Origin of the sequence: Methylotenera oryzisoli (assembly GCF_004661485.1) — a bacterium.
GTDB lineage: Bacteria > Pseudomonadota > Gammaproteobacteria > Burkholderiales > Methylophilaceae > Methylotenera > Methylotenera oryzisoli.
Genome location: NZ_PQVH01000008.1, coordinates 79,043 through 93,847, shown reverse-complemented (window position 1 = coordinate 93,847; position 14,805 = coordinate 79,043). Strand labels below are relative to the sequence as shown.

At 43.5% G+C, this 14,805-nt stretch carries 15 protein-coding genes and 2 tRNA genes; 11 read left to right on the top strand and 6 right to left on the bottom strand.

Annotated features, from left to right (window positions below; all coding sequences use genetic code 11):
* Positions 1-15 precede the first annotated feature (15 nt).
* From rplI to uvrB, 5 genes are all read right to left on the bottom strand, one after another.
* On the bottom strand, positions 16-465 hold the full coding sequence (gene rplI / locus C3Y98_RS05050; protein WP_135277018.1) for a 50S ribosomal protein L9: 450 nt from the start codon (positions 463-465) through the stop codon (positions 16-18).
* A 12-nt stretch (positions 466-477) separates the two neighbouring features.
* Positions 478-711, bottom strand: a complete 234-nt coding sequence (rpsR, locus tag C3Y98_RS05045; protein ID WP_015832124.1) for a 30S ribosomal protein S18 — start codon at positions 709-711, stop codon at positions 478-480.
* Between the two features lie 38 nt (positions 712-749).
* Positions 750-1,034 carry a primosomal replication protein N gene (gene priB / locus C3Y98_RS05040; protein ID WP_135277017.1) on the bottom strand — a complete coding sequence of 95 codons (285 nt, stop codon included), beginning with the start codon at positions 1,032-1,034 and terminating at the stop codon, positions 750-752.
* Positions 1,035-1,418, bottom strand: coding sequence for a 30S ribosomal protein S6 (gene rpsF, locus C3Y98_RS05035; RefSeq protein ID WP_019898377.1), 384 nt, complete (start codon positions 1,416-1,418; stop codon positions 1,035-1,037).
* A 207-nt stretch (positions 1,419-1,625) separates the two neighbouring features.
* Positions 1,626-3,659, bottom strand: a complete 2,034-nt coding sequence (gene uvrB, locus C3Y98_RS05030) for an excinuclease ABC subunit UvrB (protein ID WP_135277016.1) — start codon at positions 3,657-3,659, stop codon at positions 1,626-1,628.
* 243 nt (positions 3,660-3,902) lie between these two features.
* On the opposite strand from uvrB, the gene C3Y98_RS05025 reads away from it, so the two are divergent.
* Positions 3,903-4,910, top strand: a complete 1,008-nt coding sequence (locus tag C3Y98_RS05025; protein WP_135277015.1) for a trypsin-like peptidase domain-containing protein — start codon at positions 3,903-3,905, stop codon at positions 4,908-4,910.
* A 163-nt stretch (positions 4,911-5,073) separates the two neighbouring features.
* Positions 5,074-6,276 carry a pyridoxal phosphate-dependent aminotransferase gene (locus C3Y98_RS05020; RefSeq protein ID WP_135277014.1) on the top strand — a complete coding sequence of 401 codons (1,203 nt, stop codon included), beginning with the start codon at positions 5,074-5,076 and terminating at the stop codon, positions 6,274-6,276.
* A 69-nt stretch (positions 6,277-6,345) separates the two neighbouring features.
* Here C3Y98_RS05020 and C3Y98_RS05015 read toward each other — a convergent pair whose 3' ends face one another.
* Positions 6,346-7,680, bottom strand: coding sequence for an AsmA family protein (locus C3Y98_RS05015; protein WP_135277013.1), 1,335 nt, complete (start codon positions 7,678-7,680; stop codon positions 6,346-6,348).
* Positions 7,681-7,754: 74 nt separating this feature from the next.
* Here C3Y98_RS05015 and C3Y98_RS05010 point away from each other — a divergent pair.
* The 9 genes from C3Y98_RS05010 (at position 7,755) to C3Y98_RS12890 (ending at position 14,799) form a co-directional block, all read left to right on the top strand.
* Positions 7,755-7,830, top strand: a tRNA-Asn gene (locus C3Y98_RS05010).
* Positions 7,831-7,883: 53 nt separating this feature from the next.
* A tRNA-Asn gene (locus C3Y98_RS05005) sits at positions 7,884-7,959 on the top strand.
* 119 nt (positions 7,960-8,078) lie between these two features.
* Positions 8,079-9,434 (top strand): leucine-rich repeat-containing protein kinase family protein, encoded by a 1,356-nt coding sequence (locus tag C3Y98_RS05000; protein WP_135277012.1) that lies wholly within the window; start codon positions 8,079-8,081, stop codon positions 9,432-9,434.
* Between the two features lie 12 nt (positions 9,435-9,446).
* Positions 9,447-9,905: a NanQ anomerase/TabA/YiaL family protein gene (locus C3Y98_RS04995; RefSeq protein WP_135277011.1), complete on the top strand. Its 459-nt coding sequence runs from the start codon at positions 9,447-9,449 to the stop codon at positions 9,903-9,905.
* A gap of 308 nt (positions 9,906-10,213) precedes the next feature.
* Entirely contained in the window at positions 10,214-11,917 is a 1,704-nt protein-coding gene (locus tag C3Y98_RS04990; RefSeq protein WP_135277010.1) for a GspE/PulE family protein, read from the top strand.
* Between the two features lie 6 nt (positions 11,918-11,923).
* Positions 11,924-13,150, top strand: a complete 1,227-nt coding sequence (locus tag C3Y98_RS04985; RefSeq protein WP_135277009.1) for a type II secretion system F family protein — start codon at positions 11,924-11,926, stop codon at positions 13,148-13,150.
* Between the two features lie 6 nt (positions 13,151-13,156).
* Positions 13,157-13,624: a hypothetical protein gene (locus tag C3Y98_RS04980; RefSeq protein WP_135277008.1), complete on the top strand. Its 468-nt coding sequence runs from the start codon at positions 13,157-13,159 to the stop codon at positions 13,622-13,624.
* Positions 13,625-13,651: 27 nt separating this feature from the next.
* Positions 13,652-14,194, top strand: a complete 543-nt coding sequence (locus tag C3Y98_RS04975) for a prepilin-type N-terminal cleavage/methylation domain-containing protein (protein WP_135277007.1) — start codon at positions 13,652-13,654, stop codon at positions 14,192-14,194.
* 158 nt (positions 14,195-14,352) lie between these two features.
* Positions 14,353-14,799: a prepilin-type N-terminal cleavage/methylation domain-containing protein gene (locus C3Y98_RS12890; protein WP_135277006.1), complete on the top strand. Its 447-nt coding sequence runs from the start codon at positions 14,353-14,355 to the stop codon at positions 14,797-14,799.
* Positions 14,800-14,805 lie beyond the last annotated feature (6 nt).

Genomic DNA, 14,805 nt, shown 5'->3' with positions numbered 1-14,805 from the left:
TAAAGCTGTAAAAACTTACGCTTCAGCAACCACTGTTACAGTGATGTCAACAACAACATCATGATGCAATGCTACAGAAACTGCGTGATCACCGATTGTTTTCAATGGGCCGTTTGGTAAACGAACCAATGATTTAACAACGTCGTGACCTTGAGCAACTAAAGCTTCAGCGATGTCACCGTTAGTGACAGAACCAAACAAACGACCATCAACACCAGCTTTTTGAGTCACTGATACAACAAAACCAGCTAATTTTTCGCCACGCGCTTGTGCACCAGCTAAGATTGCAGCTTGTTGTTTTTCTAATTCAGCACGGCGTGCCGCAAATTCAGCTTTGTTAGCTTCAGTTGCACGTTTTGCTTTACCTTGTGGGATCAAAAAGTTACGACCGAAACCGTCTTTAACTTTAACAACATCACCTAACACACCAAGGTTAGCTACTTTTTCTAATAAAATTACTTGCATGCTTATCTCTCCTTAGCCTGGGTGTTTGTCAGTGTATGGTAACAATGCCAAGAAACGAGCGCGTTTAACCGCTGATGTTAATTGACGTTGATAACGAGCTTTAGTACCCGTCATACGTGCTGGGATGATTTTTGCATTTTCAGAGATGAAGTCTTTTAAAAGATCAACATCTTTGTAATCTACTTCTTTGATGCCTTCTGCTGAAAAACGGCAGTAACGGCGGCGTTTGTACATATCTCTTGCCATCTTAAACTCCTAAATTCTTTAATTTATGTAAGCACTGCTTACATAGTCTTCATGTCATTAATATGCATCACCAATTGTGTGCTTTTAAGACTGCGTTTAGCTAGAAAACCTTGCGCTATTATTTGAACGCCTTGCTTTAAGCCTTTTAATGCTAAGTCACCTAAGACTACTGCATTAATTTCACACTCTACTTTACGCTTCATGCCAGCTTCGATTTGTTCTGAAACATGTCGCAATACAACACTTAACAACGGTATGCCTGCTGGTGTGTAGCGAAGCGGTTCAATTTGCACCACTTCAGCTTGTATCACCAATTTATTCAATTAAGCAGCAGCTGCCTCAGTTGGCGCAGCCGGTGCTGCATCTTTACTCAACACTGATTTAGATTTTTCTTCTTTCATCATTGGTGATGGTGCAGTAACAGCAGTTTTTGTAGCCATTGTTAGGTGACGCAATACTGCATCGTTGAATTTAAAGCCATGCTCTAATTCTTCTAACACTGTTTGGTTACATTCAATGTTCATTAACACGTAGTGTGCTTTGTGAATTTTTTGGATTGGATAAGCCAATTGACGACGGCCCCAGTCTTCTAAACGGTGAATTGCACCACCGTTAGTAGTGATAAGTGCGCGGTAACGCTCAATCATCGCTGGCACTTGCTCGCTTTGGTCCGGATGGACGATAAATACTACTTCATAATGTCTCATAGACACTCCTTTTGGATAAAAGCCACCTACTTTATGCAGTGTGACAAGGTAAAAAAACAAAAAACTACTCGATATCACTACCGAGCAAGCGCAGGATTATAGACAAAAGCACAGGACTAATCAAATTATATTTAATAAAATCAATCGTTTTGCACGCCAAAACTTAAATATGATGTAATTTTGAAGCACATGGCGCTTACAAGCGCACTAAACAAGGTCCGGCATCTCTGCACCATAAAATTTAATTCTTAGCTTTTTAAGCTGATCCCTAAAGTCCGCGGCCTTTTCAAACTCCAGATTTTTAGCAGCATCGTGCATGGCTTTTTCCAGGCGCTTCATTTCCTTAGTGATTTGTTTTTCACTTAACGATTCGTAATTCGCCTGATCTTGCAGCGCCTTACGCTCACGCAAGGCTTCGTCTTTATCATAAACACCATCAATAATATCTTTGATGCGCTTACTTACGCCCTTAGGTGTAATGCCATGTGCTGCATTGAACGCCATTTGCACGCCACGCCTGCGCTCGGTTTCATCCATAGCCAACTTCATGCTACGGGTGATTTTATTAGCATAAAAAATAACTTGGCCATTTAAATTACGCGCAGCACGCCCCGCCGTTTGTATCAAGCTGCGCTCGGAGCGTAAGAAACCTTCTTTATCAGCGTCTAACACTGCGACTAAAGACACCTCAGGAATATCTAAACCTTCACGTAGCAGATTAATGCCAACCAACACATCAAACTCACCTAGGCGCAAGTCTCTGATAATTTCCACACGCTCTACGGTATCAATATCACTGTGTAAATAACGTGTTTTAACGCCATGCTCGCTTAAATAGTCTGTTAAGTCTTCAGACATGCGCTTGGTTAACGTGGTCGCCAACACGCGCTCACCTACATCCACACGTTTTTTAATTTCACCGAGCAGGTCATCCACTTGCGTATCTGCTGGCTTCACGATAATTTCAGGGTCAATCAAACCGGTTGGGCGCGCAATCATCTCTACCACTTGCTGCTGATGTGTCTTTTCATACTCTGCTGGGGTTGCAGAAACGAACACACTCTGGCGCATGATGCGCTCAAACTCTTCAAACTTTAACGGCCGATTATCCAAGGCAGATGGCAAGCGCCAGCCGTAATCCACCAAGTTTTCTTTACGCGAACGGTCGCCTTTATACATGGCGCCGATTTGTGGCACTGTCACGTGACTCTCATCGATAATCATCAAAGCGTTATCGGGCAAGTAATCAATCAAAGTTGGTGGTGGGTCGCCCGGATTGCGCCCGGACAAATGGCGTGAGTAGTTTTCAATGCCTTTACAAAAACCGATTTCATTAAGCATTTCAAGGTCAAAGCGAGTGCGCTGCTCAATTCTGGCTGCCTCCACCAGTTTATTATCTTTAAGATAAACACTTACGCGATCTTTAAGTTCATGCTTAATCTTTTCCATCGCACGAATGGTCGTCTCGCGCGGCGTTACGTAGTGGCTAGACGGATAAACCGTATAGCGCGGAATCTTATTAAAGACTTGTCCAGTCAACGGGTCAAACAAAGTGATTGATTCAATTTCATCATCAAACATTGAAATGCGTACCGCGGTTTCATTATTTTCGGCCGGAAAAACATCAATCACATCACCGCGTACACGAAAAGTACCACGTGCAAAATCAAACTCATTACGGTCATACTGCATGCCTACCAAGCGCTGAATCATATCGCGCTGCGCTATTTTTTCGCCCACTTGCACATGCAGCACCATACCGTGATAATCAGTTGGGTCGCCAATACCGTAAATGGCAGACACAGTTGCCACGATAATACTGTCTTCACGCTCCAGTAAGGCTTTGGTTGCAGAAAGTCGCATCTGCTCAATATGCTCATTAATGCTGGAGTCTTTTTCAATAAACAAATCACGCGATGGCACATACGCTTCTGGCTGGTAGTAATCGTAATAGCTTACGAAGTACTCAACGGAATTATTCGGGAAAAACTCTCGAAACTCACTATATAACTGCGCGGCTAGTGTTTTATTAGGTGCCATCACAATGGCAGGCCTGCCAGTACGAGCAATAACGTTCGCCATGGTGTAAGTTTTGCCTGAACCAGTCACCCCAAGCAAGGTTTGGAATTTCAGTCCATCATTCACACCTTGCGTTAGCTTATCGATAGCCTGAGGCTGATCACCAGCAGGAGGAAAAGGCTGATGCAGTTGATATTTACTATTAGGAAATGTAACGAACACGTTATGCTTTATATGGATATAAACACTTAAATTTTAACAGAAATTTAAACAACACCCCTCAACAATCTCATCCACCAACATCCTCAGGCGGGATTAATGCGAACTTTGCCAAAAATAGGCGGTCACTTAACAAAATAATAAGTGTAAAAATTCACAACAACCATCAATCATCAAGCTGCTATTGATTACCCGCTCCTCTGGGTTTATCTAAAAATATGCAGCAATTAACTTTTGGAGTAGTTTATGCGTGGATTTATCCTGCTTGCCGCATTAATGAGTTTTACACAAACGTCTTTAGCTTTAGATCAGGTGAAAGTACTTAAATCCTTACAATCAGTCGTCATGATACGGGGTTATAACAGCAGCGGAGGTTTAGCATACGGTTCCGGTGTTGTTGTGGAAGAAAACAAAGCAATTACCAACTGCCACATTTTTCGCAGCACCAGCGCACCATGGGTAACGCGTGGCGAAGACACTTATGAAATCGAATCGGTACAGGCAGACCGCTGGCATGATCTATGTCTAGTCACAGCAAGAATGCCTTTTACACCAGCGCCTATTGGCAGCAGTGACAATATCAAAAGAGAGCAGGAAATATTATCAATCGGACACTCCAACGGCGTACTTGTACCAATCACATCTTCAGGCGTGATTAAAACAACCTACAACTTTGATGGTGGTAAAGTAATCCGCAGTAGCGCAAAGTTTTTAATGGGCGCAAGCGGCAGTGGCATATTTGATACGGATGGAAATTTACTTGGCATCAATACATTTAAAACACCCGGGCGCCCTGCTTACTTTTACTCGCTTCCGATTGAGTGGCTGGCAGATTTAAAGAAATTGCCTTCGGAAACTAAATTCCCAATTACGGGCAAAGCTTTTTGGGAGGACGATGACGATAAAAAGCCATTTTTCATGCAAATGGCCATTCCAGAAATCAACCAAGACTGGCCTAAGTTAGAGCAAATAGCTGGCAAATGGACGGAAACTTATCCTAAAGATACCGAGGCTTGGTTTGAACTGGGTGTAGCGCAAGAGAAACTTAATAAACTGGATGATGCAAAACAATCATATTTAAAGTCTGTAGCGATTGATGCCAATAACACTAGTGCACTGTTCAGGCTGGGGGTGATTGCACAATCTCAAGGTGATAAAAGTAGCATGGCGTCCATCAACTCCACGATTGCCAAAATTGATGAAAATCTAGCCAAAGAATTTAGTGAAATGCTAGGTTGCAACATCCACTGCTAACCTAGTAGAACTCAAACGCTAGCCAATCAATTCAAGACGGCATACATTTGCATGCCGTCTTCTTGCACTTTTTAGACTCTGTGCTATTCCTAATCCACATATTTGTGCGTAAAATGGCGGCAATTCAACCGGTTACATACAAATTTGTCTTAAGGAACAGACCTTGTCACACTCCGTATTATCCCAACGCGTTTTATCAATCAAAGAGTCGCCAACTTTAGCCATTACCGCTAAGGCAGGTAAATACAAAGCTGAGGGTCGAGACATTATCGGCTTAGCGGCTGGCGAGCCAGACTTTGATACGCCTCAACATATTAAAGATGCAGCCAAAGCTGCGATTGACGCCGGCTTTACAAAATACACCCCAGTTGCTGGTATTCCTGGATTGAAAAAAGCAATTGTTGCAAAATTTAAAAACGAAAATGGTTTTGACTACGCACTGAATGAAGTGATTGTAGGCGTAGGTGGTAAACAAACTATTTTCAATCTGTGCTTGGCCGTACTGAACAAAGGCGACGAAGTGATTGTTCCTGCACCATACTGGGTATCGTATGCAGATATCGCATTGGTAGCAGAAGCCACACCAGTGATTATCGAATGCGGTATTGAGCAAGGGTTCAAACTGACAGCAGCACAACTAGAAGCTGCCATCACTCCTAAAACCAAACTGTTTATGATTAACTCACCGTCAAATCCTACGGGCGCAGTGTATACATTGGCTGAACTACAAGCATTAGGTGAAGTTTTACTTAAACACCCACATGTTTTAGTAGCAACAGATGATATGTATGAGCACGTAAACCTGACCGGCAACAAGTTCTACAACATTTTAAACGCTACACCAGCGTTAAAAGACCGCTGCATTGTGCTTAATGGTGTTTCAAAAGCTTATTCAATGACCGGCTGGCGTATTGGTTATGCAGCAGGCCCTGCTTACATCATTAAAGCGATGGAAATTTTGCAGTCACAATCCACCAGCAACCCTGCCTCAATCTCGCAAGTAGCGGCGCAAGCTGCACTTGAGGGCTCTCAAGAATGTATCGTGCCTATGGTGACAGCATTTAAAGAGCGCCATACCTATGTAGTTAATCGCTTTAATAGCATGCCGGGATTAAGCTGCCTGATGGCTGGTGGCGCATTCTATGCATTCCCTGACGCTCGTGGAGCGATTGATAACTTATTTCAAGCTGGAAAAATTAAAGCCGCAAATGATATGGCGTTAGCTGAATATCTGCTTGAAGAGTTTGATGTTGCCGTTGTGCCTGGCTCAGCATTTGGTGCAGAAGGCTATTTCAGAATCTCATTTGCAACATCTATGGACAACCTGCGCAATGCATTGGATCGCATTGAAAAGGCGCTGCAATAAGGTAGCAATTGATTAGCAACATGGCTTACACCATGTTGCCCAATACAAATAAAGGCTTATTTAAAACGGTTAATCGTTCTTAAATAAGCCTTTAAGTTTATCTATAGCACCAGCAGCTTTAATGCCTACGCTGGTTCCAAGGCCCGGCCCTAGAATTGCTGTGCCGGCAACAGCGCCAGCAAGCGCTGCCTTAGAAGGCAAAACCACGGGATTATCTACCGTGCCGGATATATCCAGCGGCACCGCAACCAAGCTCACGCTGCGCTTAATCTCCACCTCAGCTGTGCCATCCAGCGTTTTATTTTCCGCAATCACAACCTGCCCGCTACCTGAGAGCAAGCCTGAGCTGAGCTTAAGATCTTTTAAATGATACTGCTTGCCTTTTGCGTTAGCCAAGCCTGAAAAATCATCAAATGCGGTTTCGCCGCCCGTAGTTTGCTTGGTTAGCAAGCTTGCCACTTTAATTAAGTCTACCCCATGCACCACACCATCATGCACTTTAAATGTAAACTCTGCATTGATGTTATCTATCAACCTATCGGCATTTTTTGCTGCGCTTGAAAAAAAGCCGTTACCCGACAACTGACCACTCAAGTAAACAGCCTTACTGATTAACCTACTCGGTTCTTTAACGGCAAGCCCCTCCACTTTCACTTTACCGTTACTACGCCAACCTTTTTGCCACGACATATTGAGATTAGCATTAACCTTGCCACCATATAGCTCCATCTCGATACGCGACACATCTAACCGATCCGCTTTTAAGTGCGCTACTAACTTGCCTTTGTCGATCAACAAAGGCAAACCTACTGGCAATGTCCACTTTTCAGCATCAATAGAGATCAAATACTCGCCTTGCTCAGGCGTCACCTTAGCGCTTAAAGCACCATCCACAGACTCAAGCATTGCGGCACTTAGTTGTTGATCTTGCAAGAAGCTGATTTCAGCATTCATCGCCGGCAACTTCAGGTTTGGCCAATCCAACTGCAATGCATTTACATTAACGCGCCTGACATTAACCATCTTAGGCTCATTATTTGCGTCAGTCTTCTTACCAGCCAATGCCAACATAATATCTATCGCTTCTTTTTTAACGGTGGGCTTAGTAATATGTATATCAACTACTCTGGTTGCAGAAAAAATTGTAGTTAATGATGGGATAACAGCAAGCTGCTCAATTGTTAACGTATCCCCCTCGCCTACGTTAACCCCGCTGATTACAACCCGTGGGCTAGGTAGCAAGAGCAATCGACCTGATGAAATCGTGACTGGCACGCCCAATTCGGCACTAGCAAGCTTTTCTGCTTCATTTAGGTAAGTTTTGATAGGAATGAAAAAAGGTAGAATAATCAACACGCTAATTAAGATAAAAATTCCAATTAATATTTTTTTATTTTTTTTCATGAAAATAACCTAAAAATTAGCTAGTAGCGATTGACCAAAGGCCGCTCGGTAAGTATTATAGCGCCTTCACCGATTCCTCAATAGCTCAGTCGGTAGAGCGCCGGACTGTTAATCCGTAGGTCCCTGGTTCGAGCCCAGGTTGAGGAGCCAAATTTTCATGCTTTGCATTGATGCAAAGTTTGATTTCGAGTGATAACACCGATTCCTCAATAGCTCAGTCGGTAGAGCGCCGGACTGTTAATCCGTAGGTCCCTGGTTCGAGCCCAGGTTGAGGAGCCAAATACAAAGCCTTGCAGAAATGCAGGGCTTTTTTATTTTATGGCGCTTACGTTAACCTCTGCAAGTCAATATCATGTTCACTACGCCAGTGTAAATTAATCGGGATAAATGAATTAAGTATGCACACCCTCTCTTTATTACGCGCAGGTAAACTCACTGGCATTAAACGCTTGGATCTTGCTTGCCAGTTAACTGAGTTCCCTCGAGAAATCTTTGAGCTGAGCGAGTCTTTAGAGATTCTTAATTTATCGAACAATGCCCTAAATACCCTACCCGATGATCTGCCTAGGTTAAGCAAGTTGCGGATTATCTTTTGTTCAGAAAACAATTTTACTGAGCTACCTGAGGTGTTGGGACTTTGCCCTAATCTTGAAATGATAGGCTTTAAATCCAATCAGATTAACAAGGTTTCGGCATCTGCTTTACCAGCAAAATTACGTTGGCTGATTTTAACTGACAATAAAGTTACTGAGTTACCTCAAGAACTAGGCAACTGCAAAATGCTGCAAAAGCTGATGCTCGCAGGAAATAAGTTGCGAGATTTGCCGGCATCCATGGCGAACTGCTCCCGTTTAGAACTACTCCGCATTTCTGCCAATCAATTTACATCATTACCTTGCTGGCTAGTGTCGCTACCACGCCTTGCTTGGTTAGCTTACGCAGGCAATCCATTTAGCGAAGCCTATGAATCTGCCGCAATAACCAATCAAAAGATCCCACAGATTGATTGGCACAACCTTAATATTCAGCAGCAACTAGGCGAAGGCGCATCTGGCACTATCTACAACGCCACCCATCAGATACAAGGCTTAGCCTCACCTGTTGCTGTAAAGATATTTAAAGGAGCCGTTACCAGTGATGGCTTACCAAGCAGTGAGCAATGTGCAAGCATTGCAGCCGGTGCTCATGCTGCGCTGATTCCAGTCGCAGGTAATGTGGTCGGACACACATCAGGCAGATCTGGGTTACTGATGTCTTTAATCCCACCTAGTTTCGTTAACCTTGCCGGGCCACCTAGCCTGGAATCTTGCACCCGTGATTGTTACGCAGAACATACCAGTTTTAGTTTAGCCTCTGTGCTCAGCATTGCTTTGAGTATTGCCAGTGCAGCGCAACATCTGCATAGGCAAGGCATCACCCATGGCGATTTATATGCGCATAATATTCTATGGGACGAGCAAGGGAATTGTTTACTTGGAGATTTTGGCGCCGCCTCGTTTATTCCTCAACATGATACGCAGCTGACTTCTGGCTTGCAGCGCGTAGAAGCCCGCGCTTTTGCCTGTCTGCTTGAAGAGTTGCTTGAGCGCTGCCGCCCTCAGCCTGAAAATAAGCACATCGTAGATGCTTTAGGTATACTCCAACAACATTGCGCACAACCAGATGTAAGTTCGCGCCCGGTTTTCAGCGAGATAACACAAAGTTTGACAGTACTAGCTCAACGTATAGACAACTCAACAGTGATTAATGGCTAAAGGTTAATTCTTATGATTTTAGATACGATAAACAATGCACATCGCTACGCCATGTTGCATCCTTTGTTTACAAAGGTATTCGACTATATACAAAGCACAAACTTACATGCATTAGCGCCCGGCAAACACTCTATCGCAGGCGATGATTTATTTGTCATTATTGAGCGGATACAAGGTAGAAGTAGAGACTCAACACAATTAGAATGCCATCGCAAATATATTGATATTCAACTAGTGCTAGATGGGGTGGATGAGATGGGCTGGAAATCGCTTGCCGACTGTGAAAATCCTGAGAGTGACTACAACGCGACTTACGATGTACAGCTATTTAATGCTATGCCAACCGCATGGGTCGCCACTCCGGCAAACTCTTTTTGTATTTTCTTTCCTGAAGATGCACATACTGCATTAGTTGGCACAGGCAATATTCACAAAGCCGTGTTTAAAATTGCAGTAAGTCCTAAAATTTAGCATTAAGCTTACTTAGGGTAATCATAAAACTCAAAGGCTTTATCATAGTTTTTCACTCAACCTCACAGGAGCCAAAATATAGCTTGGGTAAAAATGCACTGCACCACTGAGACCTATATCCAATGCGATCATGATAAATGCCAATGAGTTGGTTGCACATTCAATACGTTCAGTGCAATATACAGCGTATATAATTAATTTAAAGAGTAAATTTAAGCATGCTCAGGATAAACTCAATTACTTGCCAAGTGTAATATCAACTATTACAAAAATAAAATACTAATAAAATGAATAAACTTGAGGTTTAAATGGCACGTCCTGAAAAGATTCGCCTTGGTGAAGTGTTAGTTCAGCAAAACCTGATTTCTGCTGACGATTTAAATAGATCACTAGAAGAGCAAAAACGCACCGGTCGCAAGCTTGGCCGTATTTTTGTAGACAGTGGATATGTGACAGAAACACAAATTTCTGAAGCGCTTGCACACCAGTTAAAAATCCCCTACATCAATATCCAGCAATTCAGCACCAAAACCGAAGTAATTAACAAATTGCCAGAAGCGCAAGCTAGGCGCTTCCGTAGCGCGGTTTTGGAAGACAGAGGCGCCACTTATCTAGTCGGCATGGTTGATCCGACTGACCTATTTGCTTACGATGAAATCGTTCGTATCCTGCACAAAGATATAGAGCTAGCGGTTGTGCAAGAAAATGCACTACTACAATTGATTGACCGCAGTTATCGCCGTACCGACGAAATTTCAAACCTTGCTATGGAGCTTGGGCAAGACCTTGGTGACACCGCAATCGACTTTGCTGCACTAGGAATTACGGGAAATAGCGAAGAGGCACCTGTTGTTAAGCTACTACAAACAATTTTTGAAGATGCAGCACAGGTGCGCGCATCAGATATTCATATTGAACCACAGGAAAACAAGCTATATATTCGATTTAGGATAGATGGTGTGATGCACCTACAAACCGAAGCAGAATTAAAAATTACTTCAGCATTAGTGCTACGTCTTAAACTAATGTCTAGTTTGGATATTTCTGAAAAGCGCTTACCCCAAGATGGCCGCTTTGCATTAAAAATTAAACAGCAGCCCGTTGATATCCGTATTTCTACGATGCCAACGCAGTACGGCGAGTCTGTGGTCATGCGTCTGTTGATCCAAAATAGTAGCAACTTTGCATTGGATAAGCTAGGGATGCCTCCCGATATGCTGGAACGGTTTCGTAAACTAATTCACCGCCCCAGCGGCATGGTGCTAGTAACGGGACCAACTGGCAGTGGTAAAACCACAACACTTTACGCCGCACTAAACGAGAGAAATTCCTCTGCCAATAAAATCATTACTGTTGAGGATCCTGTCGAATATCGCCTACCCGGAATCAATCAGGTGCAAGTTAATGAAAAAATTGATTTAGACTTCTCACGCGTACTTAGATCAGCATTGCGGCAAGACCCTGACATTATTCTAGTTGGTGAGATGCGAGACCAAGAAACAGCGCAAATTGGCCTAAGGGCAGCGATGACCGGCCATTTGGTGCTATCCACACTACATACGAATGATGCCACCAGCACACTGATTAGGATGATGGATATGGGCGTGCCCCGCTACATGGTAGCAACTTCAATCGTCGGTGTTGTTGCCCAGCGATTAGTGCGTCTTCTGTGTGAGGGATGCACTGAACCCTATGAACCTTTACCGTTTGAGCATGCATGGTTGCGATATGAAATCGGCCATGAAACTGAAAAACACCAATATGCGCATGGCAAAGGTTGCAGCCTTTGCAATGGAACTGGCTATCAGGGACGGCTTGGCGTGTATGAGCTTCTGGAGATGAATAACGACTTGGTGGACGCTGCTAGCCACAGCGACCCGAATCAATTCATTAAGTTAGGTCGCCAAAACATGGCTGGTAAAACCTTACGCAAAAGTGCGATTGACCTAGTCTTGGCCAGACGCACGACGATTGCTGAGGCTATGCGCATCAACAATCAGTTCGAAGAGTAAAGCAGCATGCCATCGTTTGCTTACAAAGGTAGAGACAGCCAAGGGGCATTGGTACAGGGTACCATGGAAAGTATAGACAGCAGCAATGTTGCCTCGCAGCTATTGAGCATCAATATCACGCCGATAGAAATTAAAGCTCAATCAGCAAAAGTGGCAACTAAAGAAGTCAACTTTAATTTATTTAAAGAAAAGATTAGTACGCTAGATGTCATGCTTTTTAGCAGACAAATGTACACCTTATTAAAAGCTGGCATTCCGATTATGAACGCACTCAACGGCTTACAGGCATCCACACAAAACAAAGCTTTTTCTTCAGTTATTGGTAACGTACGGGAGAGCTTGGCTGGTGGCCGTGAACTCTCAGTAGCACTAGCACAGCACCCTAGCGTTTTTTCAAGCTTTTATGTCAGCATGGTACGTGTAGGCGAAAGTACCGGTTTATTGGATAGCGTATTTTTTAGGTTATTCGAACATATAGAGTTTGAACGATTTATGCGCGATCAAATTAAAGCTGCATTGCGCTACCCTACTTTTGTGGTGATTGCGATGGCTGTCGCTATTGTTGTGGTGAACTTATTTGTCATTCCGGCGTTTGCAAAAGTATTTCAAAGCTTTGGTGTTGAGCTCCCCTTAATGACACGAGGTTTGTTGGCGTTCTCAGCTTTTATGCAGGCATTTTGGCCCTACTTATTGGCCCTAATAGTTGGTGCTGTGTTTTTGTTTCGCTCATATACTGCAACCAGTATCGGCAGGTATAACTGGGATAGCATTAAATTAAAAATACCTATCGCCGGTAAAATTGTCCATAAAGCGACCATGGCACGCTTTGCCAGAAGTTTTGCACTCTCAAGTAAAAGTGGTGTACCGATTACCAATGGGCTAAAGCTCGTTGCACAAACTGCCGATAATGATTATGTGGGTAGCCGTATCGACCAAATGCGCGAAGGTGTGGAACGTGGTGAAAGCATTCTACGCACTGCAACCAATAGTGGTGTATTTAATCCCATTGTTCTGCAGATGATTGCCGTAGGTGAGGAATCAGGCTCTCTAGATGATCTCATGGAAGAAATTGCCGACATGTATCAGCGTGATGTTGAATATGAAATTAAAACCCTAGGTGCGCAGATTGAGCCTATCTTAATCGTATTTTTAGGAGTGATGGTGTTGATTCTGGCACTGGGCATCTTCTTACCAATATGGGATCTTGGCAACATTGCATTGCACAAAGGCTAATACTCCGTGCCCGCTTTGTTAAAAAAGCACAGTGCTGGTGCACACCGATTTGACTTTGTGGTCACGTTGGTCATTATTAGTGTATTAACAACCTTGCTGCTTTATAGCCTGAACAGGGCACAAGTGAGTATAGGAAAAGTCACGCGTGATGCAGAGCTTAACAATATACGTTTAGCAATTGCCGAGAGCTGGGTACACAAACAAGCAAGACATGAATCGGTTGATGTAAAAACATTGGTCAAAACCAATCCAATGCGCTTCATTAATGAAATACCAATCAACTATATTGGAGAAATGTCAGCCAAACCAGCCGGATTACATACTGTTTGGTATTTCGATATCAACAGAAAACAGTTAGTATATGTACATAGTGATGATACTGAAGCGCGGTATGAGCTCATTAACACCTCCACCAGTCAAAGTTCATCAAAACTGAGTGCCGGTGGTTTAGATTTAGCGTTGGTAACAAATTAATCATTTTTGTTTAAAAAAAGGAAAAAAATGCCTAGCAAAATTAAAGGCTTTACCCTCATTGAGTTAATTGTGGTGATTATTATTCTGGGTATTTTGGCAGCAGTTGCCCTACCTAGATTCACCAATCTACAACGTGATGCGCGCATTGCAAAACTGAATGCGGCTAGAGGTAGCGTTGCCGCAGCGGCAGCATTAGCCCATGCAACAGTATTGGCCAGAAACAATATCGCTGACACAACAGCTTGCCCAGGCGGCGGCACGGCAGACAATAGCAACGGGGCAACCGGTACAGTGTGTACAGAAAATGGCATTATTAACCTAGTAAACGCATACCCTGACGTTACTGCAATAGGTACGGCTGGCGTACTTTCAGCGGCTGGCTTAACCACAACATTTAATCCTACACTGGCACAGTTACAGGCAGATGGCTATAACTACACAGACACAGGCACGGTTGCTACGTTTCAAATTCAAGGTGCACCTACGCCTGCACAATGCCAGTTTACTTACACTGAAGCAGCAGCTAACGGTGCACCGGTGATCACGCCGATTGACCCAACTGGTTGCTAACTTTAAGAAAACCTAAATTTCAAGTATGGATCTTGATTAATTGGATATGTGCCCGTTAAAAATTTAACACTGCTTTTATTTAATTGTAATAAACATAGATACTTTAAATTTATAAAAAATCTATTTAACACCCCGTAACGTATTAAGGAGTTTTAATAATGAAGCAACAACAATCTGGTTTTACCTTAGTTGAATTAGTAGTGGTGATTGTGATTTTAGGTATTTTGGCGGCTACTGCTTTGCCAAGATTTATTAACTTAACAAATGATGCTCGAATTGCTGCGGTAAATGGTCTGGCTGGTGGTCTGCGATCATCAGTAGGCGTAGTACAAGCAAGACATTTTGCAAACGGCGGCACAGCAAACACGGTAACTATGGTTGATGGCACGGTAGTTGCGGTTGCTGCAGCTACCGGCATACCTACTGGCACACTCGCTGGCATTGGGGCTGCAATGACAGGCTTAACCGTCGCAGAGGGAGTTACGCCCGACTACACAACAGCAACGGCCGTTACATTCCGACCAGTTAACGGTGGCAGCGTAACATGCCAAGCTAGTTATAATGGCACTACAGGTGCAGTTGCCGTAGCGACTGGTGGGTGCTAGTTGCTT